Source organism: Vibrio gigantis (assembly GCF_024347515.1).
In the GTDB taxonomy this organism is placed as follows: domain Bacteria; phylum Pseudomonadota; class Gammaproteobacteria; order Enterobacterales; family Vibrionaceae; genus Vibrio; species Vibrio gigantis.
The window spans coordinates 514323-538019 of sequence record NZ_AP025493.1 but is presented as its reverse complement, the minus strand read 5'-3'; the positions used below and the strand labels follow the sequence as shown (position 1 = coordinate 538019).

Annotated in this window: 22 protein-coding genes; 11 read left to right on the top strand and 11 right to left on the bottom strand. The window is 44.2% G+C overall.

Going from position 1 to position 23697, the window contains the following annotated elements; translation table 11 throughout:
- Positions 1-34 precede the first annotated feature (34 nt).
- Entirely contained in the window at positions 35-394 is a 360-nt protein-coding gene (locus tag OCV56_RS18510) for a DoxX family protein (protein WP_086714132.1), read from the top strand.
- An 81-nt stretch (positions 395-475) separates the two neighbouring features.
- On the opposite strand, the gene OCV56_RS18505 is transcribed toward OCV56_RS18510, so the two are convergent.
- The 6 genes from OCV56_RS18505 to OCV56_RS18480 form a co-directional block, all read right to left on the bottom strand.
- Positions 476-2158, bottom strand: a complete 1683-nt coding sequence (locus tag OCV56_RS18505; protein WP_086714133.1) for an RluA family pseudouridine synthase — start codon at positions 2156-2158, stop codon at positions 476-478.
- Positions 2159-2308: 150 nt separating this feature from the next.
- Positions 2309-2929, bottom strand: a complete 621-nt coding sequence (locus OCV56_RS18500; RefSeq protein WP_086714134.1) for a glutathione S-transferase family protein — start codon at positions 2927-2929, stop codon at positions 2309-2311.
- A 24-nt stretch (positions 2930-2953) separates the two neighbouring features.
- Entirely contained in the window at positions 2954-3985 is a 1032-nt protein-coding gene (locus OCV56_RS18495) for an NADP-dependent oxidoreductase (RefSeq protein ID WP_086714135.1), read from the bottom strand.
- 150 nt (positions 3986-4135) lie between these two features.
- Positions 4136-4729 (bottom strand): TetR/AcrR family transcriptional regulator, encoded by a 594-nt coding sequence (locus tag OCV56_RS18490; RefSeq protein ID WP_086714136.1) that lies wholly within the window; start codon positions 4727-4729, stop codon positions 4136-4138.
- Between the two features lie 146 nt (positions 4730-4875).
- Positions 4876-5349 (bottom strand): FKBP-type peptidyl-prolyl cis-trans isomerase, encoded by a 474-nt coding sequence (locus tag OCV56_RS18485; RefSeq protein WP_086714137.1) that lies wholly within the window; start codon positions 5347-5349, stop codon positions 4876-4878.
- 57 nt (positions 5350-5406) lie between these two features.
- A complete protein-coding gene (locus OCV56_RS18480) occupies positions 5407-6033 on the bottom strand; it encodes a thioredoxin domain-containing protein (protein WP_086714138.1) in 627 nt (208 codons plus the stop codon).
- Between the two features lie 269 nt (positions 6034-6302).
- Here OCV56_RS18480 and OCV56_RS18475 point away from each other — a divergent pair, with 269 nt between their 5' ends.
- A complete protein-coding gene (locus OCV56_RS18475; protein WP_086714139.1) occupies positions 6303-6938 on the top strand; it encodes an OmpA family protein in 636 nt (211 codons plus the stop codon).
- A gap of 110 nt (positions 6939-7048) precedes the next feature.
- Here OCV56_RS18475 and OCV56_RS18470 read toward each other — a convergent pair whose 3' ends face one another.
- Positions 7049-7408 (bottom strand): glutaredoxin family protein, encoded by a 360-nt coding sequence (locus tag OCV56_RS18470; RefSeq protein ID WP_086714140.1) that lies wholly within the window; start codon positions 7406-7408, stop codon positions 7049-7051.
- Positions 7409-7497: 89 nt separating this feature from the next.
- The gene (gene norR, locus OCV56_RS18465) at positions 7498-9090 is read right to left on the bottom strand and encodes a nitric oxide reductase transcriptional regulator NorR (protein WP_086714141.1); all 1593 of its coding nucleotides are present in this window, start codon (positions 9088-9090) and stop codon (positions 7498-7500) included.
- 370 nt (positions 9091-9460) lie between these two features.
- Between norR and hmpA the strand changes: the two genes are divergently transcribed.
- Complete coding sequence (gene hmpA, locus OCV56_RS18460) at positions 9461-10657, top strand: NO-inducible flavohemoprotein (RefSeq protein WP_086714142.1); 1197 nt, start codon at positions 9461-9463, stop codon at positions 10655-10657.
- Between the two features lie 136 nt (positions 10658-10793).
- Here hmpA and OCV56_RS18455 read toward each other — a convergent pair whose 3' ends face one another.
- Both OCV56_RS18455 and clcA read right to left on the bottom strand, forming a co-directional pair.
- A complete protein-coding gene (locus tag OCV56_RS18455) occupies positions 10794-11774 on the bottom strand; it encodes a TDT family transporter (protein ID WP_190960447.1) in 981 nt (326 codons plus the stop codon).
- Positions 11775-11980: 206 nt separating this feature from the next.
- Positions 11981-13387: a H(+)/Cl(-) exchange transporter ClcA gene (gene clcA, locus OCV56_RS18450; RefSeq protein ID WP_086714143.1), complete on the bottom strand. Its 1407-nt coding sequence runs from the start codon at positions 13385-13387 to the stop codon at positions 11981-11983.
- 551 nt (positions 13388-13938) lie between these two features.
- Between clcA and OCV56_RS18445 the strand changes: the two genes are divergently transcribed.
- The 4 genes from OCV56_RS18445 to OCV56_RS18430 all read left to right on the top strand — a co-directional run bounded on the left by OCV56_RS18445 (position 13939) and on the right by OCV56_RS18430 (position 18247).
- Positions 13939-14922 (top strand): CobW family GTP-binding protein, encoded by a 984-nt coding sequence (locus tag OCV56_RS18445; protein WP_086714144.1) that lies wholly within the window; start codon positions 13939-13941, stop codon positions 14920-14922.
- A gap of 523 nt (positions 14923-15445) precedes the next feature.
- Complete coding sequence (locus OCV56_RS18440; protein ID WP_086714145.1) at positions 15446-15781, top strand: hypothetical protein; 336 nt, start codon at positions 15446-15448, stop codon at positions 15779-15781.
- Positions 15782-16131: 350 nt separating this feature from the next.
- The gene (locus OCV56_RS18435) at positions 16132-17418 is read left to right on the top strand and encodes a DEAD/DEAH box helicase (RefSeq protein ID WP_017631840.1); all 1287 of its coding nucleotides are present in this window, start codon (positions 16132-16134) and stop codon (positions 17416-17418) included.
- Between the two features lie 208 nt (positions 17419-17626).
- Positions 17627-18247, top strand: coding sequence for a LysE family translocator (locus OCV56_RS18430; RefSeq protein WP_086714146.1), 621 nt, complete (start codon positions 17627-17629; stop codon positions 18245-18247).
- Positions 18248-18481: 234 nt separating this feature from the next.
- On the opposite strand, the gene OCV56_RS18425 is transcribed toward OCV56_RS18430, so the two are convergent.
- The gene (locus OCV56_RS18425; RefSeq protein WP_086714147.1) at positions 18482-20518 is read right to left on the bottom strand and encodes a PhoX family protein; all 2037 of its coding nucleotides are present in this window, start codon (positions 20516-20518) and stop codon (positions 18482-18484) included.
- 254 nt (positions 20519-20772) lie between these two features.
- Here OCV56_RS18425 and OCV56_RS18420 point away from each other — a divergent pair, with 254 nt between their 5' ends.
- From OCV56_RS18420 to OCV56_RS18405, 4 genes are all read left to right on the top strand, one after another.
- Positions 20773-21114: a YggL 50S ribosome-binding family protein gene (locus OCV56_RS18420; RefSeq protein WP_008219317.1), complete on the top strand. Its 342-nt coding sequence runs from the start codon at positions 20773-20775 to the stop codon at positions 21112-21114.
- Between the two features lie 385 nt (positions 21115-21499).
- Positions 21500-22183, top strand: a complete 684-nt coding sequence (locus OCV56_RS18415) for a spondin domain-containing protein (protein WP_086714149.1) — start codon at positions 21500-21502, stop codon at positions 22181-22183.
- A gap of 9 nt (positions 22184-22192) precedes the next feature.
- Positions 22193-22873: a spondin domain-containing protein gene (locus tag OCV56_RS18410; protein WP_086714150.1), complete on the top strand. Its 681-nt coding sequence runs from the start codon at positions 22193-22195 to the stop codon at positions 22871-22873.
- Positions 22874-22955: 82 nt separating this feature from the next.
- Complete coding sequence (locus tag OCV56_RS18405; protein ID WP_086714151.1) at positions 22956-23687, top strand: response regulator transcription factor; 732 nt, start codon at positions 22956-22958, stop codon at positions 23685-23687.
- The last annotated feature ends 10 nt before the right edge of the window (positions 23688-23697 follow it).

Genomic DNA, 23697 nt, shown 5'->3' with positions numbered 1-23697 from the left:
TTGAAATTAGTGTGATTCTTATAGAGGTAGCGAGATGGGTACAACAATAAGTATTTTGATGGTGGTGTTCTTTGTGTTGGCGAGTTCGATTAAAACACTTGGTTGGCAAAAGCAGGTATTTGAAATTCAGCTGGGTTTCTTTAAAAGCTATGGCTTGAATAGAATGATTATGTTTCTAGTGGGTTTGGTCGAACTGACAGGAGCAGTCCTTTTGATTTTAGCTCTAAGTGACATTTCACCAGAACAGACTCAATTGTTGGGCGGTGCAATACTGGGAGCGACTTCGATAGGAGCACTTTACTTCCACTTAAGATTTGATACTTGGAAAGACGGTATTCCTGCGATAGTCACCTTGTTGTGTTCGAGCTTTTTAGTAGTCGATTTCTGGTACTAGCTTCTATGTAGTGTATTGAAAGCTTACTCACTGGTTATTTGAGCAGAGTAGGGCTCGAAAGCCCTACGCAAGAAAGAAGACTTAGAATTCAGAAGGCACTTCAAACTCCATCCATTCCCCCGTTGTTGGGTGAATCAACTTTAGGTAGCCAGCGTGCAGGTGTAAGCGCTCGCGTTTGTATCCGTATAAGTCGTCACCACGAATCGGTACGCCAAGCCCTTGCGGATGAGCACAGTGAATACGCAGCTGGTGGGTACGGCCTGTTTTAGGGTACAAGTGAACCTTGGTTTTGCCGTTGTTAGTGCTGACGGCTTGCCAATGCGTTTCAGCGTTACGCCCATGTTCATGGCAAACTAGCTGCCTTGGTCTGTCGGTGATGTCGCCGCGCAAGGGCAGGCTGATATCGCCAGATTCACCCGTTATTTCACCATCTAACAAAGCGGTGTAGCGCTTCTCGACGGTTCTATTGATGAACTGTTTTTGAATGTGTTTGTTTGACTCTGCCGTGAGCGCCAAGATCAACAAGCCAGATGTCGACATGTCCAATCTATGGATGATCAAAGGACCAGTAGCGTCCGGGTAACGCGCTTTTATACGTGTATAAATAGAATCTTCGATAAACTTACCTGGAACCGACAAGAACTCCTCCGGTTTATTCACCACCACGATCTCTTCGTCTTCATAAACAATATCAAACGACTTACCCACTGCAGGGTTTACGATAAGCGGGTTATCTTCCAACTCAATGTCGCTTAGCTGGTGGTCGATAATCTCGAAGCTTTTACTCTGGCAAACAGGGTAAAGGTTTCCATGTTGTCGAATGATATCTGCTGGCGGTAATCCCCACCAAAACTCGGCTAAAGCTAACGGTTTAAGACTGTGTTCAAACGCAAAGTTAAATAGCTTTGGTAGACAGCAATCTCCGGAGCCTTCAAGGGCGTCTTTCCCTTCTAACAACTCAAGTAAATGCTTTGGTTCAGCTGCTTGGTTGATAAAGTGATAATGAGACAAACGCTGAGTTTCTAACTCAGCAGAAATGGCTTGATAGTCGTTCTTACGGCTTTTAAGCTCGATTTCGATAGCATCTAATTGTGATTGCTTTTCAGCGATCTTCTGTTTCCACTCGATACGAAGTGCTTTTAGGTCGCGCTTCTCTTGGCTGCTTTGATTACCTAACTGCTTAAGTAGGTTGGCCGCAGACTCTAGGTTTCCTAGTGCTTTCTCTTGGTTAGCTTGCTCTCTGAGCTCATTACGCTGTGCTTTGTTGGCAGCCATAGTGAGCTGAAAGGTTTCTATTGCTTTGCTCGCGTCGTGTTTAAGTTCGCTCAGTGTTGAGGTCAGTTCATCGAGGTTGTGAGTTTGCTCTAGGTTAGCAATGTCGTCAGCTAGAGTCGCTTGTTGAGTTAAGCCTTGCGTGTTTAGGCCCTGAAACTGCTGCTTATCAAAAGCAGAAGGAACAAAGGCGATACTCGATAGCTGAAGTTCCAAAGACGAATCTAGCTGCAAACCTGAGAACGCAGAAAGGTAGCCTAGCTCTTGAGTTTTAGGATCTTGAACGAGAAGAACGGCATAGAGATTACCTTGCGATGTTTCATTCACACCACAGTCAAGCAGAGACTGTTGAAGCTGCTGCATCGCTAATTCACACAAAGGATGCGGAGTATAGTAATACGGGAATGTAAAACGCTCTGGTAATGATAACGCTTGATTCGCTGTTTGGTTTAACGTGCGCAGTGGCGTGTATTGAGCAAGGTTTGCTGACATGAAGATCAAACTCTATGGGTATTCGGTTAGAGCCCGATATTGTTGTCGAAATGAAGGCAAATGAGAAGCCAAAGCGAAAGATAAATCAGCTTTGGCTTCATTTAGATTGTCATCTTCATGCTATGGAAGCATTGAATGGAACAATCTTGATTAGTTAGAGTGTTCTAACTCTAATTGCTCCGCTTTTTGGTAAGCAGGATGGCTTGCTAAAAGATCACCGTATTTAGCGATGTTAGGGTTGAGCGCAGTCGCGCCAAAGTTACCCACGATTTCTACGATGAACGACATCATGAAATCGGCACCAGTGAGTGTTTCGCCTACAAGATAAGTTTTGCCTTCAAGTGCTTCGTTAACGAAGGTTAAGATCTTTTGATTTTCGTCGTCTGCGTAACCACCAAGGAAGTTTGTCTCGCAGCCGTCTTTCATCACGAAGATCTTCAGCAGCATTGGTAAAATGCCAGAGCTTTCAGCAAAGTGGAGCCACTGTGAATATTCAACATATTCAGCTGTGCCGCGTACTGGTGCGAATTTACCTTGGCCAAACTTGTCGATGAGGTACTCAGTAATTGCGCCAGATTCACTGATCACGACGCCATCGTCTTCAATGACTGGAGATTTACCAAGAGGGTGAACAGACTTCAGTTCTGGTGGTGCTAAAAACGTGACACTGTCTCGTTGGTAAGGTTTGATTTGATAATCGACACCAAGTTCTTCCAGTAGCCAGATGATGCGCTTTGAACGCGATTTATTTAGGTGATGTAAAGTAATCATAATTCTACCTATTCTATCTTTGAGCTATTTTGGTTCGTTAGTTTTGATAACAAGTTTGCCGAAGTTCTGACCTTCTAATAGACCCATGAAGGCTTGTGGTGCTTCGTTTAGACCTTCAATTAGGTGCTCGCGGTAGTGCATTTTTCCTTGAGATAGCCATTCGGTCATTTGAGTTGCAAACTCGTTGTAACGGTGTGCGTAGTCATCAAAGATGATGAACCCTTGCATCTTAATGCGCTTAACGAGAAGAGTACCCATTAGGCTAGACATGCGATCTGGGCCTTCAGGAAGTGATGTCGCGTTGTATTGAGAGATAAGGCCGCAAACAGGAATACGAGCGCCTGTGTTTAGAAGAGGCATTACTGCATCGAATACTTTGCCGCCAACGTTTTCAAAGTAAACGTCGATGCCGTTGTCACACGCTTTCGCCAGTTGTTCTGCGAAGTCGTCTGCCTTGTGGTCGATACATTCATCAAAACCAAGAACCTCTTTTGCGTACTGGCATTTCTCTTGACCGCCAGCTACGCCAATGACACGACAGCCTTTTAGTTTACCGATTTGTCCAACAGTAGCGCCTACTGGGCCCGTTGCAGCTGCTACTACTAACGTGTCGCCTTCTTTCGGTCGGCCAATATCCAGTAAACCCATGTAAGCGGTAAAGCCTGGCATACCCATGATGCCCAGTGCATAAGAAGGGTGAGTCGGCTCTTTTCCTAGCTTGATAAGACCTTCACCGTTCGATACGCCATAATCCTGCCAGCCTGTGTAAGCTAAGACCCATTCGCCAACTTCAAAGTCGCTGTTGTTTGATGCTTCAACCTGACACACAGTTGCACCAACCATGACCTCATCAATAGCAACCGGATCGGCATAAGATTTTGCATCATTCATACGACCACGCATGTAAGGGTCGAGAGATAGATAAACCGAGCGAAGTAACATTTCACCATCGTTAATTGCTGGTGCAGCAACGTTTTCTAAGCGGAAGTTATCTTGAGTTGGTGCACCGACAGGGCGAGAAGCCAATACGATGCGACGATTGTCTTGTTGAGTCATTGGATGTCCTTAATTTTATATTGTGTACATCTAGAATTAGACCAGTCGTCTAGTCTTGTTTTCTAAAAATCCCGCCGTCATCAAATTGATAAGAGGGCGGGTGATTTCTTTTAAGCTAAAACAGTAAATGCCAATAAAACGCAGTGCGCGTTAATGGCTTTCACCTTTTAAAATTTGTTCGGTAAGGCGTAATGCCGATTCTAAGCTCTGTGAACTTTGGCTTAACTTGCTTAATAAACTAGCGCCTAGCCACATTGAGTATAGGTTCTGGGCTGCTTCTTGACTGCTTTCTGCCGAGATAGAGCCATCTTCAATACCGCCAACAATACATTGCTTGATGGTTGTTGTGACTTTCTCTGCACCTTTTAGCAGAGCCTGGCGCATGGGATCAGAAAGGTCTGATACTTCAGCACTGAGCTTAACGACTAAACACTTGTGCGCATTACAGGTACCGTTCTCAATTTTTGACCACAGCGAAAAGTAACTCAAGATTCGTTGATAATGGTTGCCTTCGCCGTGGATTAGAATTGCTTCAATCTTAGTGATGTAGTTTTCAAAATAGTGCTGGATTAGCGCCTCACCAAATTGCTCTTTTGATTTAAAGTAGTGGTAAAACGAACCTTTTGGTACGTCCGCTTCTTTAAGCAATTGTGATAGACCAACGCCATTAAAGCCGCTGTTCACTATGAGTTGATAGCCGACATCTAAAATATGCAGGCGTGTGTCATTCGTTTTTTCGTTCATGGGAGTTACTATAAGTTAAATTAGACCGGTCGTCTAGTTGTCTGGTTTGAGGGTGTATTCCGTCGTGGCTCAAGTCTCTTCAAATGTTTAGAAATAAAAAAGCCCCAACATAGCTCGTATGATGGGGCTTAAATCAGTCACTTCGCTTACTTGATAGAGATGAGTTCCACATCAAAAATCAGAGTGGATGATGGTGGGATAGGGCCTGAACCGCCTTTACCGTAAGCCAATGGACTCGGGATAAACAGACGAACTTTTTGGCCTTCTACCATGTAGGTCAAACCTTCTTGCCAGCCTTTGATTACTTGCTTAAGAGCGAATGAGATTGGCTCACCGCGCTCTACCGAGCTATCAAAAACAGTGCCGTCAATCAGCGTACCGTGGTAGTGAACGGTTACTTTGCTGTTCTTCGTTGGGTGCTCTGTGCCAGTACCTTCTTCAAGAACAAGATATTGAAGACCGCTTTCAGTCGTGATTACGCCTTCTTTTTTCCCGTTCTCTATTAGGAACTGTTGACCTTGTTCGAAGTTTTCTGCACCAGACTTATGATTCGTCCAAGTACGGTAAATCATGAAACCCGCCAAAAGAAAGACAATGACCGGGATGACAAATTTAGACATAGTAAAACCTATTTATATTGAGTGCTTAGTTCGACAATCAGTTGGCTAAAGCCGTGATTATGGTTGAGTCAAAAGGTAGTTGATCGTTTTTGCGATACCAGCAGCGTCTTGGTGGCCGGCTGTCAGTACTTGGTATTTACCGTTGATGATAAATGTTGGTACTGAGTTGATCTGACCTTTTACTGAAACTTCTTCCGCTTTCTTAACGTAGTCAAAAAGCGCAACTTGTTGTTCTTTGTTCAGTTGGTATGGGCTAACCAAACCGCGAGAAGTGAATGCTGTTTCTAGAGCTTGTTGACGTTGCTCTGGTGTTGCATCTGCACCCATTTGAACGGCACCAAATAGGTCGTCCATGAACGCGTGATCAGGCGTAGCATCAAGCTGCATCACTGCCGTGTAGTAGATCATTGCGCTAATTTGAGCGCTTTCGTTGAACGTCACGTGCATCTTGCCAATAGTTTGGTCTGTCAGAGATTCAATCTCTGGGATTGCACTTTCCATTTGACGGCAGTGACCACAATTTAGAGAGAAGATTTCAGTGATCGGAGACAGGTTAAATTCTGTTAGAGCAGTCGGAAGCGCTTCGTATTGAACGCCTTTCTGTGGCTCGTCTGTTTCACTACAACCTGCGATAATTAGTACGGCAGCGATTGCTGTGATGAATTTAGTAAATGGTTTAAACATAATGTTTACTCTAGCGTTGAGAAGTCGTGAGATTCTAACTATTTAGTAGGAATTGGAAAACAATTATAAGGTAAATAAATGCAAACATTTCGAACGAGTGCGTGATGACAGGCTAGTTGACGGTTAACTGTGATCAAAAGCACTTTTTTTGATGTGCATTTTCTTGTCTAAAGTTTTTGTCTAAAGTTTTTTTCTCGGTGCCGATATAGACATTAGTGAATGGTTTATCTGCATGAGTGGTTGGTGAAGTAATGAGATATTTAGCAATAATGTTAAGCATAGCTTTGGCTGGATGTGAAACGACGTCACCAACCGATTTACTTGGTGGTGATATGCTAGAGACTGCGCCGCAAACCGATTACGATTTGATGCACCCTGAATGGGGTGTGGTTCAAACGACTCATGTAGCGAGTAACCATGGTTACTCAATGCAGAGCAATACTCGTCAGCAAACAACCATTACAACCAACTATGGTCGTGGCGTATCAACCAATGATCCGCTAGAAGTTTTCCTCAGACAAAACCGTATCGATTTTGAAGTGTTGCCGGGTAACCATGTGATGGTAAAGCTTGAACAGCATGTGAACTTTAAAACAGGTTCAGCTTTCCCTGAGCCAGCTTATAACCAATGGTTGGATACGTTAGGCAGTTACCTTGCTCAACGACAAGATATCGATGTTGTGATTGAAGGGCATACCGACAACACAGGTACAGATCGCATCAACGATCCGCTTTCAGAGCAGCGCGCGAAAGAAGTGAAGGCTCGATTAGAGAGTAACTATGTGTCAAGTCGTTCTATTTATACTCGCGGTTTTGGTGAATATGTTCCGGCTTGCACCAACGCTTCAGCGCAAGGTAAGGCGTGTAACCGCCGTGTAGAGCTGATGCTGATTGTGGCGAAGTAATGATTTGAATTTTCGCTTCTAATTTGAAACGACTGCGCCAAACAACAGACATAAAAAATCCCTCACATTCGAGGGATTTTTTGTATCTGGCTTTCGCTTCGCTTGTGAGCTTATGCGAATTGTTTTTCCAAGTAAGCGACGATGTCTGAAGACTCGTACATCCACTCAGTTTTGCCGTCTTTCTCGATACGTAGACAAGGTACTTTCACACGACCGCCGCCAGCTTCAAGCTCTGCGCGGTGTTGTTCATTGTTTTTTGCATCACGAAGTTCAAACTGAACCGATTGACGTTTCATCGCGCGGCGCACTTTCACACAAAATGGGCACGCTTCGAATTGGTATAACGTGTGTGTCTTTGCTTGCTCATTTACTTTGCTTTGCTCTTCCTGAGAACGCTTAACACCGCGTGGGCTGAAAACAAAATTTAATAACAAGATGACACGACCTAAAAACCAACGGATAAACTTCATAACTCTCTCTACATATTTAAAATTAGCGTTACAATTTGCAGCATTATATACACAAGTTTTGTTAGATGCTCGCAACAAACTGCTAATATCTATTTTGTCCGTTCGATCGTGTGAGACTTAGCCACATTTAGTCCTAAACGCTTAGACAGTCGAGTCAGGTTTGCTCGGTCTGTTTTCAGAACTCGCCCTGCTTGTGCCCAGTTAAAATTGGCATCTTCCAACACCTCAGTAATGATACTGCGTTGAAAGTCGTCCGTTGCGCCACGCAAACCAGCCGAAAGATCGATCGTTGGTGTCGATAACGGTGTGTTCTTCGTCTGTGTAGTCGCAATAGGCTGATCTTGGTCGAGCGGGCCACAATCTTCTTTGGTAATTGTCACTAGGTTTTTATTGGTGCTACGAGCTAATGCTTTCAGTGCTGAACGACTGATCACATGTTCAAGCTCACGCACGTTACCTGGCCAACCATAACGGTTTAGGAACGAAAGAACGTCGGAACGAAACTTCACTTGGTTGATACCAAGCTTACGACGTGCTTGTTCTAAGAAGAAGCCCGCTAACAAGCTGATGTCGTCACCACGATCTTTCAGTGCAGGCACCGCGATAGGGTAAACACTCAGTCGGTGGTACAAATCGGCTCTGAATCGGCCGTCTTCAACTTCTTGTTTTAAATCTCGGTTAGTTGCTGCCAATACTCGTACATCAATGGTTTGAATGTTGTCTTGGCCAACAGGTTGGATTTCGTTGTTTTGTAGGGCTCGTAATAACTTGCTTTGCGCGGCTAAAGGCAATTCACCAATCTCATCAAGGAACAGTGTGCCACCATCGGCTAAAGCAAACTTACCTAAACGGTTTTTGTCTGCGCCAGTGAACGCGCCACGAACGTGACCAAACAGCTCACTCTCGACTAAGTTTTCAGGAATTGCAGCACAGTTTACGTAGACGAGTGGGTTGCGTTTACGTTGAGATTGATGGTGTAGAGTACGAGCTACAAGCTCTTTACCAACCCCCGTGTCACCATGAATCAAAATATTAAACTCAGACGGTGCGACCACGGCAATGTCGTTCTTAAGCGCAACCATAGTGTCACTGTTACCAATCAACTCGCCGCCGTCACGTTCCCATGACTCTACATTCAACTCTTCCAGTAATTGTTTTGATTGTTTCGCTTGATGTTCAAGTTGCGAGAAGGTCAGTGCCATTTGCATGGATGACGCCGCAATCGCAGCCAGTACTTCGAGGTTACGGGCCGGGATATTAGCGAAGACATCAGGTTTTAGGCTGTCTAGAGTTAAAACCCCCAATAACTTGTCGCCGAATAGCAAAGGTAGGCCCATACAAGCGTGCATTGGCAGATCGCCATCATGGTCGATCAGCAGACCATCAAAAGGGTCTGGGAGAGAACTATCAGAATCGAAACGAACAGGAGAGCGAGACGCGCATATCTCCGCAAAACGTGGGTGCTCTGAAATGATAAAGCGACGACCGAACGTGTCGCGGCTGAGCCCTTGCATTGCTATGGGTACTAAAGTGTCACCTTGAAGGCTTAATAGCGCGACACAATCACACGTAATGGTTTTACGAATGGCATCGATTAGGCGATTAAAACGATCTTGATCGTTCACACCACTTGCGAGACCAATGGTCATTTCCATGAGGGTAGATGCGGAGATATCTTGCATAAAAAACTCTAACTGTGTGTGTTTATATACATCATAGAGTCTTATTGACTTAATAAAAAGGTCTTTTTGACATTTTTATAAAAGGAATTTTGAGAATAAAGCTAATGGTGACGGGGCTTGATAAAGTTGGCACTGATTGTGCAAAAGAGACAGCGAAGCCCAATTATAGCGCTGATTAAACAGACTATTCTTGATCTCAATCAATCAGATGGCATTAATCAGGTTTCGCGATTTTTTGAAATGAAAACGAGTCAAAATAACTCAGTTTCTAAAAATAACTAAGCTTTCAGAAAATCGATAAGTCATTCTTAATTTTTAAGTAGTCAAAATGACATAATAGGTCATAAGGCTCAGTGTTCGGAGTAAATTCATGCTTAACAATGCACATATCGAAATCATCAAATCTACTATTCCTCTACTTGAGAGCGCAGGTCCAGCTTTAACTCAGCACTTTTATCAACGTATGTTCACGCATAACCCCGAGTTGAAAGATATCTTCAATATGACTCACCAAAGAACAGGTCGCCAAGGCGTAGCACTGTTTGAAGCTATCGCGGCTTATGCAAAGAACATTGAAAACCTAGCAGCGCTAACAACCGCGGTTGAACGCATTGCCCAGAAACACACAAGTTTTAACATTCAACCAGAGCATTACCAAATTGTTGGTTTACACCTGATTGAAACTTTACGCGAATTGGCTACAGAAGCTTTTACTCCAGAAGTGGAGGAAGCGTGGACAGCTGCTTACCTTTTCTTGGCTCAAGTATTCATCGATCGTGAAGCTGAACTTTACCTACAGCGTAAGCAAGCTGTTGGTGGTTGGGAAGCGGCGCGTACATTCGTGATTGCAGACAAGATTGAAGAATCAGCATTGGTAACAAGCTTCATTCTACAGCCAAAAGACGGCGGCGAAGTTCTAGACTATACGCCAGGTCAATACATTGGTATCGAAGTGAAACCTGAAGGGGCTCAATACAGCGAGATTCGTCAATACTCACTGTCTGATAAGCCAAACGGTAAGCAATACCGCATTTCTGTTAAACGTGAAGGCTATGGTCAAGAAACACAAGGCGTTGTATCTAACCACCTACACGATACGGTTGCTGTTGGTGATGAAGTTAACCTATACGCACCAGCCGGTGACTTCATGTATCAAGAGCGCAGCAAGCCAGTAACGCTTATCTCTGCAGGTGTTGGTGTAACACCAATGCAGTCTATGCTTGAATTTCTAAACACGGAAGATAAAAACGAGCCAGTACTTTACCTTCACGCTTGTGAGAACGTAGGTCAACACTCTTTCACAACTCGTGTTAAAGATATCGTTGCTGACAAAGGTTGGGAAGCGAAAACGTGGTACATGAATAAAGATGAATCTGCATGTGAAAATACGCATCAAGGTCAAATGGATCTAGCGTCTATCTCTGATACTAAAGGTTTTGAAGAGAGCGACTTCTACATCTGTGGCCCTGTTGGCTTCATGAAAAACATCGTAGAGCAGCTAGATGCATTGAAAGTTGACCGTTCACGCGTTCACTACGAAGTATTCGGCCCTCACGCAAATTTCTAAGTTCTCCCGGCAGTTGTATTAGCACTCGCCTGAACGACTAAAAACCTTGCCTATTCAAAAGGCCTCACAGTGTGAGGCCTTTCTTGTTTGGAGGAGCGCTGAATCGAGACGTTCTAGAAAAGATGAGTTGAGTTGATTATGAGCGCTTCGTCTTTTTTGACATGTAGTGAGTGTCAAAAAACTCAGGCCAGTACATTTTGACATAACCGCCTGCAACCCAAATCACCAGGATGGTTGCGATGGTTAGTTCGAAGAAACCAAACTTGTGTAGCCAATACCATTGCGGGTATTCCGCGCCGAAAAACGTGGTTAATCGATGCATAGCAATGGCGCTGATCACGGATGGGAAGGTGACGGCAGCAATTGAAGGTTGGAATTTCAGACGCATAAGACGGATATAACACAAATAAATTAACAGTGTCATGGTGATGGCAATGCCAGCTAAGGCGCCTGTTAGGATTGGGTCTGGATTGTCGAAGTTAACCAAGTAAGCGGCTAAAGACAAGTTAACCGGAGCCGCCATGATAGCGAGTGTTGGCCTTGCTCTGCGTGGCAAGTTTCCTTCGAATACCAAGCGGTACAATACCACTGGCAGCATGAGGAAATAGATACCAATACAAGTGGCCGCAAGTGTTTCTGAAAAGACTGTGTGACCAAACTGTGTACCCGCTAACGAACTGCTGATCAAACCGACTGGATACAGAAACCAACTCGGTACAATGTTCGACATTTTGAAGTTGATGATCTGAAAACTAAAAAACAACACCATCATGGTAAAGTGCAGCAATAGCGCACAGAACCAAACTGGGTAGGCGATGACTGGCGATATCTCGGCTAAATAATCACACAGAATCAGTAAAGCCATGCTCATCGGTGCCATCAAGCTTCCACTTAACGGGTGGCGAATATCATTAAGGAAGGTATTAAAGCTTGTTAAATAGCGAAGTAATACAGGCAGCAATAATAGCGCGCCGAATGAAGCGAGGTAGGGGCGAATTATCTCACCAATGCCCGGTATATATAATGCCCATGCTTGTCCTAACCCTATAACGCCAAGTGCTAAAGACGCCTGAGATGGCGGCACATTTTTTACTTGGGTTAATCTTCTCCAGTTCAACGATTTGCTCCAACGTAGTTAATTACAGAATATGGCATTATTTGCTTTAGCTAGAGCGTGTAGGTATTCCATCAATAGATTTTGAGGACACTCAACTAATTTTGAGTGGATGATACCAAGTTTAACGTTTGCTTTTTTGATTTTGATACGGAATCGGGATATTAAGCACGTTGAATGTGTGCTTTTGTTTCATGAGTCATTTGTAATTAACGTACTTCCTCTTGTTGAGGGAGATCTTGTTGTCTTAGCTTCTCGTTTTTCAGCGTACGGTTTAGCAATTGGCTGTAAATTGGTTGCCCACCTAACATTTGAGCAATGATTACCGCGCCTAAGCAGGTGATGATCAGCGGTAGGATGAGGTAGTAGTTATTGGTCATTTCAATAACCAGCAGTATACCAGTGATAGGTGCTCTCACTGTGGCGGCAAACAACGCTCCCATGCCAGCAATTGCAAACATACCCGGTTCAATATTCAGTTCAGGAAAGAATGCTGCCGCGATAAGCCCAAACGCATAACCAAAGAGTGTTCCTAGAGCAAGCATCGGTGCAAAAATACCGCCTGGCGCACCAGAACCGAAACAAAGCAGGGTGGTGATGACTCGGCCTAAGAAGATCAACAGCAACACGTTGGTGCTATAACTGCCATTCGTGATATTCGGGATGATACCAATACCACCACCAGTTAATTCAGGTATATAGAGCAGCAACAAGCCAAAGCAACCGCCAAGTAGGGTGCCTGTCATCAGGTAGCGTTTTCGGTCATTTTTGTGTATTGCTACAAAAAGGTCTTGGGAAAGCGTAATCAGCTTATTGAAAACCACACCAAACAGGCCGAACAGCACACCTAACAACAAGAACAACCAAAGTGCGTCGAGTTCAGGTGGTTGGTATTGGGGCATTGTAATAACAGCAGACTGGCCATTGATAGAACGAAACACAATGTTGGCTGAAATCGCTGAGATGATGACGGCTTTGATTGATATCAGTGAGTAGCGAAATTGTGGTCTCATTTCCTCAACCACAAACATGATGCCAGCTAGCGGAGCGTTAAATGCGGCGGCTAAACCACCTGCAGCACCTGAAGCCAACAGTGAGTGACGAGTGTCGTCATCTTTGACTCGAAAGATATCAGTGACCATACGCCCAATACTGCCGCCCATTTGAACGGTTGGCCCTTCGCGGCCTAAAACCATACCGGAGCCTAGTGCACCCATGCCGCCAAAGAATTTTACGGGTAATACTCTCCACCATCGAACAGGACGCATGCCGTCCATTGCGCCTTCGATTTCAGGGATACCTGAACCAGCAGCTTCTGGAGCAAAACGGTGAACGAGAAAATAACCAATAAAGGCAAACGCAGCACTAATAAGGAAAGCTGCAAGCCAAAGTGGTAAATGGCTGCCGATTTCATCTTTCAGCCAATCGGTACGAGTTTCTGTGATGAAATGAACCGCGACTTCGAAATAGGTGCCCACAACGCCAGCAAGTACGCCAACGATACAAGAAAGCAAGAGAACGGAAGCTGGGGTCTTATCCCTTGAGAGAAATTGATTCATAGCATCCCTTGGCATTTTGGCTAGTAGGGACTGCTTAATTTTCTCTCTTCTGGTCATTGAGATAAGGCTCCTGAATAGGTTAAGGCGGGCTTGCCGTAAATTATACGCTTCCTCTGCATATCCTATAGCAACAAAGATGGAAAGTTGAATTTCATTTATGGAATGTGCGTGTTACATAAGTGGAATCTATGGGCAATAGTGGAATCGCTGTCACAATTTTGATCGTTTCTCTGGTGGCGGCTTGAATATCCCCAAAAATGAACCATAGTTAAATCGTAAAGCAACATAACGAACCGCAAGGAGAAGTGAGGTTTTACACACAATTTGGATGGATTCAGAAACAAAGTTTTAGTTCCTCGTTAAATGTTCAGGTCGATATTTAAGGCTTCCTGATTCGCGAACTCACGATTGAGTAACGAGGGTGAGGCGTACTGAGTAAGTACGCCTTTAGTTTGTCTGGAGCATCCCATTTCCGCATTCTGCCTCTACAGCCTATCTCTTCAGATTATTTTCGCGCTAAGCTTTATTAACGAATCTCAGTATAAACAATCGATTGGGGTCAACTTTTTAGTGATTGAGTATATACTCCCTTAAAAAGGAGAACTGATATGACTAAAAAAGTTCCTACAAATATCATTACGGGTTTCTTAGGTGTTGGTAAAACGACAGCCATTTTGAACCTGCTAAAAAATAAACCTGGAAATGAAAACTGGGCTGTTCTGGTTAATGAGTTCGGGGAAATTGGTATTGATGGTGCATTGATGACAGATCAAGGCGCTTTGATTAAAGAAGTACCGGGTGGCTGCATGTGTTGTACAGCTGGCGTTCCTATGTCGGTGGGCATTAATGCCTTACTTCGCCAAAAGCCAGATCGTTTATTGATTGAGCCAACGGGGCTTGGTCACCCTAAACAAGTGATTGCAACGTTAACTTCAGAACAATACACACCTTATGTTGATTTAAAAGCGACGCTTGGCTTGGTAGACCCACGAAATCTATCTAATGAAAAGTACACGTCGAATCAGAATTTCAATGATCAACTAAACAGTGCAGATGTGATTCTTGGTACTAAGGTAGACCTTGTTCATGCTGAAGATATCGATGTATTTAATGATTGGGTGACGGATCAAACGCCAGCAAAAGTCTTCCATAAGCTAATCCATGACGGTGAGGTGCCACTGGAAGTGTTGGACATTGAAAGAGTGTATGGCAGTGCTTCAACTCACCTTGAATCACACCATCATGATCACGCTGAACAAGAACCTCAATTCGAACTTCCTCCGGGAGAAGCGTTCATCCGTAAGGAAAACAAAGGGCAGGGTTATTTTAGCTGTGGTTGGCTGTTTGGCGCAGAGTATAAATTCGATTTCGATGCGCTATTCTCTATGTTGTCTGATTTGACGGCTGAACGTGTAAAAGCCGTAGTGAATACCAATCAAGGTTGCTACGCATTCAACGTGGCGAATCAAGTTGTGTCTGTGAACGAAATTACCCTGGATGGATTTGAGTCACGGCTGGAAGTGATTGACTCACAACTCATGTCATGGGGCGATCTCGAGCAGATTCTTCTCAAACTGTGTGGCATCAAATAGCATCACACATTCGTGCTTAAATAATCTGTTAACTTAATGTCTAAAGTTATATATGTCGATTTTATGATTGGCATATATGCCTTTGTGTTTATATCTAGTAGTACTTCCCTTTAAAGCATCCGCTTAGAACTCATCGCACTTTTTACTCTCAAAATACTTATCGACTCTCGTTAACCCAAAATAGTCCTAATTAAAAATATTTCCGGCCTCATTGATATTAAAAGAACCTCATTGATAGTTTTGACATGTTTTCATTCATAGTTTGGGTTGGGATACTGTATCTCAGGTAAATCATGAGCTTATGCAACTGACTTTTGGTCATTTGTACATTTACATTAGATGCTGCTCGTACCTGACTAAGTGCCTAATTATTAGGTAATTCCAATCGGATAAATACAACAAAAGTTAGATGATTCGACAAACTTTATGAATGGTCTTGAGGTTAAACTATGCCTTTTACTGTTAATAGCCCTGGTGCTAATGACTTACTAAAGAGATCTAAACACTTAATAGTGAGAAACCTGTGAGCTTGATTTTATTAAGTGTGCTGTTTCTATTAACGTGCGTAATCCTTATTAAATGTTATGGAGGGAGATTAAAGAAGGATGTTAAGCACTTTGTTTATTTTGGAGATGGCTCTTATGCAGAGTTCCAGACTAAAAAGCTAGCGATGGATAAGGTGCACGAAGTACAATTAGAGGTGAAGAGCACTAAAGCATATTTACGCTCTCAAAATATGCGGAAGCCGGGTGTTAGATTTGCTTATCACAAAGCTGATTTGATGGAACGCACTCATTATTCAAATGAGTTGCCACATGATGGTGAGCATTCCGGCTCCAATGATTTGGATATTTGGTAGAAAAGTTAAGGGATAACTGAACTTGGCTATCATTACAGTGCACAGTCACTCTTCATTTAATCGAATTCCGGTCTATAACTCCGAGTTTTCTCAGAAGCGATTGACTCGCTGTCCATGCCATGGCGCGATCTTGAGCAGTATCGTCTCAAGTTGTGTGGTACCAAATAGCGGTATTTTTGCTGTTTGAACCAACGATCTCGGTGTTTACTTCGTTAAAGGCGGAGTAAACACCAGATTAAATGAGAAAGTTTGCGTTATATCACGATAAATGTGAGATAAATCACTCTAATTACTTTATAGTGCTCGGCTGAAATAAGAATGTAGGCTGTCTGCTTAAGGAACCCGTAACAATGTCATTTTCCTCTCAAGGTTTTGCTCCTGAATTAGTCAAAGCGTTGACTGAGTGTGGTTATGAAAAACTCACTCCAATTCAACAAAAAGCGATTCCAATGGCTCGTAAAGGCCATGATATTTTTGCTACTGCTCAAACCGGTACGGGTAAAACAGCGGCATTCTCATTGCCTGTTATTCAGCACCTACTGAACAGCGGCAAAAAAGCATCTCGAGGAACGGCTCGCGGCCTTATTCTGGCTCCAACTCGTGAGCTTGCTGCGCAGATCGCTCAAAACATCAAAGACTACGTTAAATACACTGAACTAAGCGTTTCTGCGGTTTACGGTGGTAACAAGATGTCTTCACAGGTTCGCCAACTAGAGCTGGGTGTGGACATTCTGGTTGCGACTCCAGGCCGTTTAGAAGAGCACTTAGAAGCGGGTAACGTGTCTATTGCCAATCTAGAATTCCTAGTATTTGATGAAGCTGACCGTATCCTTGATATGGGTTTCATCAATGCGGTTCGTAAGATCATGCTGGATGTAGAAACCTCTCCACAAATCATGATGTTCTCGGCGACAACATCGACGCAGTTGAACCAACTTTCGGTTGATATTCTACGTAAACCAAAACGTATCAGTGTTGAACGTGAAAACTCAACGGCTGCTACTGTCGGTCACGTGGTTTACCCAGTGGATCAAGAGCGTAAAACAGAACTGCTTTCTGAACTGATTGGTCGTAAAAACTGGCGCCAAGTGCTTGTGTTCGTGAACTACAAAGAAACAGCGAATGACGTGGTTAAAGAGCTTAAGCTAGACGGCATTAAAGCTGTACTGTGTCACGGTGATAAGGCGCAAAGTGCTCGTCGTCGTGCTCTAGACGATTTTAAAGAAGGTAAAGCGCGTGTAATGGTAGCAACAGACGTTGCGGCTCGTGGTCTTGATATCGAAGACTTACCACACGTAATCAACTACGACATGCCTTTCCTAGCAGAAGACTATGTTCACCGTATTGGACGTACTGGTCGCGCAGGTAAGCAAGGTCACGCCGTGTCTTTCGTTAACCGCGAAGAAGAGCTGACTGTTGTTCAGGTTGAAAAGCTGATTCAACAGCGCATTCGCCGTGTGGAACAACCGGGTTACGAACCGAAGAAGCGTGACGCTTACATTGAAAAGCTGAACACTAAGTCGGCTTACAAAAACCGCCAAGGTCGTAAGAACAACGCGAACGAAGAGCCTCAAGATCAAGCGAGTGCAGAACGTCGTTTGACTATGATGAAGCGAATTAAAAACCGTCGTAAGTAAAATTACGGTTGGTGATGGAAAAGAGCCACTGTATTGTGGCTCTTTTGCGTTTCTGGACGCGGTTTTATTTACAAACATGGTCGCCATAAATAAATGATTATTCAGCGTTTGTAATCATCGTTCTTTCAGTAATCCCAATTTTCAGTGAACTGTTTCCTAAGTGGGGAGCAGTCAGTTTTAAGCAGTAACAAGGCAGTAAGGTAATAATATGGATAGCGCGCTACTTTTGGCTTTCATTCCCACGTTTTTCTTTGTTTCAATCACCCCTGGCATGTGCATGACTTTAGCCTTAACGTTGGGTATGAGTATTGGCTACAAACGCACATTATGGATGATGATTGGTGAGTTAGCTGGCGTCGCTGTGGTTTCGGTTGCAGCGGTATTGGGCATTGCCTCAATTATGCTTAACTACCCATGGTTGTTTACGGGCTTTAAGTTTGTTGGCGCAGGCTACTTGTTCTACTTGGGTGTTCAGATGTGGCGTTCGAGAGGTAAATTGGCGATCAGTACTGACAATCAAAATACGCAAGTGAATAATGATTGGGATCTCGTGGTTCAAGGTTTTGTGACTGCAATTGCGAACCCGAAGGGGTGGGCATTTATGATCTCCCTGCTTCCTCCTTTTATCAACAGCAGTAAAGACTTAGCACCGCAACTGCTCATTCTTGTGTCGATCATTCTGGTTTCTGAGTTTGTTTGTATGACTCTGTACGCGACAGGCGGTAAGAGCCTGAAGCATATGCTAGGTAAGGCTGATAACGTGAAGTTAATGAACCGCATTGCAGGCACACTTATGATGGGTGTTGGTGTGTGGTTGTTCGTGAGTTAACTGTGATTAACGGTATTACGATTAACTATAACGGTTAGAGATCCCGACTCAGTCGTTTCTCCTTCTCGAGGATGACGAGAGCTTGGGATAACAAGCTCTTGGTATGGCGATGAGCTTTATACCAAAGATTGAATAGAATATAAAAAGAGCGATAGGGCAGTTGGCCTTATCGCTCTTTTTGGTTTTACGTAGCTAGATGTTAGAAATATTTCCGATCTTAGCCAGTTCTACCGATTAAACTGCGATTTCACCACCGTCCTCACGGCGAATCACAACTGTTGCTGCTCGAGGGCGAACCGATACTCCTGACGGAGTCTCTTCTTCTGCATCATCGCTGTATGGCCAATTGCCTGGGTGTTGAATGTTTACAAACAGTGATTTGTAATCTGGACTAATCGTAAAGCCAGTTACCTCACATCCATTTGGACCGACAAAGAAACGCTTCAATTGTGCTTGGTTATCAGCACCAATTACTGCACTGTTACCATTGTCGTCTGTTAGCTTAGACGGAACCACTGCTAACATTTGGTCGTTGGTATAACTCGTCACTTCATCTGCGCCGTTATCAGTCTGAATCCATAATATGCCACGAGCATCGAATGCCAAGCCATCTGGGCTCGCGAACTGGTTCATATCCGTAAGGCCAGAACGGTTGGTGTCTGCATCGCCGTTGGCAGGTGAACCGAATACAAAAATATCCCAAGTGAACTCAGTTGCGCTTTCACCTTCATCCCAACGGATAACATGACCAAACTTGTTGTTCAAACGTGGGTTTGCCGCGTTCGTTTCATCGGTACGCGCAGTGTTGTTCGTAAGAGTTAGATAGACAGAGCCAGTGTATGGGTCCACTGAACACCACTCTGGGCGATCCATTGGTGTTGCACCTACAAGGTCTGCTGCTCCTGCTGTATTTAAGATAATTTCAGCTAAAGAGTTGAAATTATCAGCTAGAACACCGCCTGATAACGTTACGCTATCTAGCGTTAATGGCAGCCATGTGCCAGAGTTGTCATCGTTGAAGCGCGCCACGTAAAGTGTGCCTTCATCCATGTATTTATCGCCTGTTGCTAGTCGGTTTGATGGGTTAGCATCCGCTGGATCCCACGCGACAGTAGATTCGAATTTGTACAGGTACTCAAAACGAGAATCGTGACCTGAGTAGAAGACAACTGGCTGACCCGCTTCTAGCTTACTAAAAGTACAGCCTTCGTGACGAAAACGACCAAGAGCAGTGCGCTTTTTCGCTCGAGCATTCTCTGTGTAAGGGTCGATTTCAACAATATAACCATGGCCATTTGCTTCGTTGCGGTAATCGTCCATTGAGCTTGCGCCTGTAGGCTCAATGTTAAAGCGAGTGAATTCATCTAAACGTTCTTCTGCATTGCCAGCCAATGTTTCCCACAAGTAACGCGTGCTGCTATCGTCGATACCTATACGGTCTTGTTCTTCAGTTCGAACGCCAGCATTAACGAAATAACCGGGCCAGTTTTCTTCACATGTTAGGTAAGTACCCCAAGGAGTGAAACCATTACCACAGTTGTTTAATGTACCACGTGCTTGGCTGCCATCAGGGGAGAAGCGGGTCACAGTTAGCGCGGTATGTGCAACAGGACCAGACAAGTCCATTGCTGTCGCGCCAGTATAGCGACGGTTGAGTGGGTCGGTATCAACCAATTTCCACATATTGTCTTCGAGTTGAATTCGAACAACTGACACACCGTGGGCATTAATTTCTTTACGTACTTCATCAACAACAGTACGAACACCACCGACTATGGTCTGCCCGTTAGGGTGTAGAGCATTCGTATCAATATATTCGTGGTTAATACATAACAAACCATCTGCGTTGCTGTCATTTAATGGGAAAAAGTGCATCCCGTCGTGGTGCATCCCAAGCGCATTTAACTGCTCTTCGCTTGTGTTACTGCCGTCATCCTTCCATGCACTGCCCTGTGCATTAAGCGGCATTCCCCATGGCACCAAAACTTGTGCCATGTAACCTGGTGGAACTGAGACTGCATCGGTTAGTGAGCCCGGAATTGAATCAAAATTCAGTACCGCACTTGAGACTCCAGACCCGTTACCTCCTGAAGTATCTGGACTAGAAGAATTGCATCCAGAAAGTCCAAACGCGCCAAAGGCGGTCATTGCACTGATGCCTAACCCGCCTTTTAATACATTTCTTCTTGAAAGGTTTGCATCTAGAACTTCTTCGAAGGGTTTGTTTTTACTCTTGTTAAAACGAGTGCTATCAAATGTTTCCTTGCTCATCGCGACTGCTTCCTATTGGCTGACTTTATTATTCGTTATTTATGACTTACCCACCTACTAACTAATGGGTTAATAAGTTGAGTAAATGTGTGACCAATCGTGAAGCAGTTAAGTGACAGACTTTTATGGTTTTTATTAAGTTTTTGTTTCTGCAGCACGATTCTTGCTATGACGCTTCTCATGCAAGACAAAACACTTGGGGATTGGGTTAGAACTGTGTATAAATGCTTAATCAAATGAAAAGAGAGACAGTTATGAAATTAGATAAAATCGAAAACAAAAATCGTCGCCTACGCAAAAAGCTATACCTAGGTGAATTCGCGATTCTGGGTTTTGAAGTAAGCTGCAAGACATCGATTGCTGATTTTGACCAATACGATGTGTTCATTGACGAGTTCATCGATTTCATCGATAGCATCGGTCTATGCTTTGGTGGCGGTGGCCTAGAGCTGTTTGAAGGTTTCTTATGTTCTATCGAGCGTTACCGCTCAGTAACTGAAGCAGAGCAACTGCAAGTCGCACAGTGGCTTGAAGCGCGTGCTGAAGTAACGAAAGTTGAAGTAAGCGAGCTTATTGACGCAAACTACGCGTTCTAAATTGATGTTGTACTGTTAGCTTTGCTTAGAGGTCTATACGGTTCTTAGAACGAGCAACAATACACAAAAACAGAGGCCGAATCGGTAAATCGATTCGGCTTTTTTGCGCTTTCTTCCTTTCTCATTCTATTTTTAACGTTTCCCTTTTGCTGTGTGAAGCGACTAATTTCGATTAAATATTCAGCGCTTTATGGCTGCTTATCTGGGCTGTAATAAGTTTGGATAAACTTGTGAGACTTTTATGAGAATTCAATGAAGTTGCTGATAGATTTGATCGCCATTCTTAGAGTCAACAACACCACAGTTCGTGGCTGACTAGATAACACGTATTTCGATGTTATTGATTCGCCGGTCACGAAAGGACTCGATAAAGGATGGAATCAAAATGAATAAACGTACTCAAATCAGCTTAGTGATCGGCTCAGCGATGCTCACTCTTGGAGCTGTTCAAACTCAGGCAGCCCAGCTTGAGGTGACACTGACTAATGCGACGAAAGGGATCTACTTTACGCCAATCTTGGCAGCGGCTCACGATTCAAGCTTGTTCATGTTTAGAACGGGGGAAACCGCTTCTGCTGAGTTGGAATCAATGGCGGAAGGAGGAGACATCTCGGGGTTATCTGGTGTGATCGCCAATGCAGGTGGTGTAGTCGTTGAAAACCCTGCTAGCGGCATTCTTGACCCAGGTGTTGCGACCACATTCGATATTGATACGGGTGATTTAGCGTACTTGTCACTCGGCGCGATGTTGTTGCCGACCAACGATGGCTTTGTTGGATTAGACAGCTGGAAGATCCCAACTCAAGCCGGTACCTATAAAGCCACACTGAATGGCTACGATGCAGGCACTGAAGCCAATGATGAGTTGGCTAGTAGTATGCCAAATCCTCCCTTTATTACCTTTGGTGCTGGCGGTACAGGTGTAGAGACTGCCGTGTCTAACGCTAAGGTTCATATTCATCCGGGCAACATTGGTGATAGTGATCCTGCGGGTGGAATTAGTGACCTTGATAGCAGTAGCCATCGCTGGTTAAACCCTGTGGCAACCATCACTATCGTCGTAAAGTAAGGGGGATATATGAAAGCTAGAATATTATTTATTGCGGCTTCTGTCGCTGTATTAGCCGGCTGTCCTGATGATGACGATGATTACTACCGTTACAATGTGAGCGTTACCAACCTCACGCCCAACCAACCCATGTCGCCTCTAGCAGTGCTGACTCATAACTCAAGTTTTGAGCTGTTTGAAATCGGCCAAAGTGCTTCTATTGACCTTGAATACTTAGCTGAAGGGGGGAGTAATGCTGAACTCCTAGCGCTCAGCGACAGCGACGCTAATGTTTATCAAGGCATCTCTGGCAATGGGCTGATTCTTTCCGGAGAACAAGACACGGTGTCTATACGTGTCGACCCGTATCAAGAAGGGTATATCTCTGTTGCTTCAATGTTGGTGAACACCAATGATGCGTTTGTTGGTGAATCTGGCTTATCGCTGAAATCTTTAGCAGTCGGTGATACCTTCACCATGAACATGAATGTGTGGGATTCGGGAACGGAGCTCAACGACGAGCTTGCAACCACCATTCCTGGGCCAGCTGGTGGTGGGGAAGGTTTTAACAGTGTCAGAAATGACAGTGATGTGGTGAGCTTCCACTCTGGGGTTATCAGTCAAGATGATGGCTTGACGACCTCTGCTCTAAGCGCTAATCATCGCTTCCTTAATCCAGGTGCGAGAATCACCATTACCCGAACTGAATGATTGGGTTAAGAGTGAAATGAAAGAATTCCTGCTCTGTTCCGGTCAATTGAAAGGTGGGCAGACTCCGAATAGAGCAGGGATCATGAATAGTGCTGCGGTAAATTTGATGGCAAACATATTATTGGTTGAAGACGACGATGATTTAGCAGAACTGGTTCAAATGCACCTTAAGTTCCAAGGGCACGATGTCGTAAGAACTAACTCAATTGAAAAGGCTCAAGCGTTATATCAGGGAGGTCAGTATGATTTGATCGTGCTTGATCGAGGCTTACCTGATGGCGATGGTCTCGAGTTCTGTCGATTGTTACGTCAACAAGAAGACTGGACGCCTGTGTTAATGCTCACTGCAAGAGATACTGAGCTCGATAAAGTGTCGGGTTTAGAAGTTGGGGTCGATGACTACATCACCAAGCCTTTCAGCGTACTCGAGTTTCAAGCACGAGTTAGGAACGTACTGCGTCGCTTAAGTCACTCTGAAGCAACTGTGAAAGATTCGCAATCAACCGAATCCGTGATGAGCTTTGGTGGGCTTACCATTCTACCAGAGCGTCATCAGGTTTCATTGAATAATCAAGATGTCCCACTGACTGCAACCGAGTTTACGTTACTTCACTTTTTAGCTACTCGCCCAGGGCGCGTCTACAGCAAAGACGAACTACTCAATCACGTTTGGAATACCGATCATTCTGGTTATCACCACACGGTGTGTAGCACGGTTAACCGCTTGAGAACTAAGTTGTCCATGCCGAATAGTGACGATGATTTCATTAAAACCGTTTGGGGTGTGGGTTATAAGTTCGAATCGAAAGTTTAGGCCTATGTGT

What these genes read in the sequence shown, in the direction of transcription:
- OCV56_RS18510 (WP_086714132.1), top strand. Translation starts at nt 35, where the DNA reads ATGGGTACAACAATAAGTATTTTGATGGTGGTGTTCTTTGTGTTGGCG.
- OCV56_RS18505 (WP_086714133.1), bottom strand. Translation starts at nt 2,158, where the DNA reads ATGTCAGCAAACCTTGCTCAATACACGCCACTGCGCACGTTAAACCAA.
- OCV56_RS18500 (WP_086714134.1), bottom strand. Translation starts at nt 2,929, where the DNA reads ATGATTACTTTACATCACCTAAATAAATCGCGTTCAAAGCGCATCATC.
- OCV56_RS18495 (WP_086714135.1), bottom strand. Translation starts at nt 3,985, where the DNA reads ATGACTCAACAAGACAATCGTCGCATCGTATTGGCTTCTCGCCCTGTC.
- OCV56_RS18490 (WP_086714136.1), bottom strand. Translation starts at nt 4,729, where the DNA reads ATGAACGAAAAAACGAATGACACACGCCTGCATATTTTAGATGTCGGC.
- OCV56_RS18485 (WP_086714137.1), bottom strand. Translation starts at nt 5,349, where the DNA reads ATGTCTAAATTTGTCATCCCGGTCATTGTCTTTCTTTTGGCGGGTTTC.
- OCV56_RS18480 (WP_086714138.1), bottom strand. Translation starts at nt 6,033, where the DNA reads ATGTTTAAACCATTTACTAAATTCATCACAGCAATCGCTGCCGTACTA.
- OCV56_RS18475 (WP_086714139.1), top strand. Translation starts at nt 6,303, where the DNA reads ATGTTAAGCATAGCTTTGGCTGGATGTGAAACGACGTCACCAACCGAT.
- OCV56_RS18470 (WP_086714140.1), bottom strand. Translation starts at nt 7,408, where the DNA reads ATGAAGTTTATCCGTTGGTTTTTAGGTCGTGTCATCTTGTTATTAAAT.
- norR (WP_086714141.1), bottom strand. Translation starts at nt 9,090, where the DNA reads ATGCAAGATATCTCCGCATCTACCCTCATGGAAATGACCATTGGTCTC.
- hmpA (WP_086714142.1), top strand. Translation starts at nt 9,461, where the DNA reads ATGCTTAACAATGCACATATCGAAATCATCAAATCTACTATTCCTCTA.
- clcA (WP_086714143.1), bottom strand. Translation starts at nt 13,387, where the DNA reads ATGACCAGAAGAGAGAAAATTAAGCAGTCCCTACTAGCCAAAATGCCA.
- OCV56_RS18445 (WP_086714144.1), top strand. Translation starts at nt 13,939, where the DNA reads ATGACTAAAAAAGTTCCTACAAATATCATTACGGGTTTCTTAGGTGTT.
- OCV56_RS18435 (WP_017631840.1), top strand. Translation starts at nt 16,132, where the DNA reads ATGTCATTTTCCTCTCAAGGTTTTGCTCCTGAATTAGTCAAAGCGTTG.
- OCV56_RS18430 (WP_086714146.1), top strand. Translation starts at nt 17,627, where the DNA reads ATGGATAGCGCGCTACTTTTGGCTTTCATTCCCACGTTTTTCTTTGTT.
- OCV56_RS18425 (WP_086714147.1), bottom strand. Translation starts at nt 20,518, where the DNA reads ATGAGCAAGGAAACATTTGATAGCACTCGTTTTAACAAGAGTAAAAAC.
- OCV56_RS18420 (WP_008219317.1), top strand. Translation starts at nt 20,773, where the DNA reads ATGAAATTAGATAAAATCGAAAACAAAAATCGTCGCCTACGCAAAAAG.
- OCV56_RS18415 (WP_086714149.1), top strand. Translation starts at nt 21,500, where the DNA reads ATGAATAAACGTACTCAAATCAGCTTAGTGATCGGCTCAGCGATGCTC.
- OCV56_RS18410 (WP_086714150.1), top strand. Translation starts at nt 22,193, where the DNA reads ATGAAAGCTAGAATATTATTTATTGCGGCTTCTGTCGCTGTATTAGCC.
- OCV56_RS18405 (WP_086714151.1), top strand. Translation starts at nt 22,956, where the DNA reads ATGAATAGTGCTGCGGTAAATTTGATGGCAAACATATTATTGGTTGAA.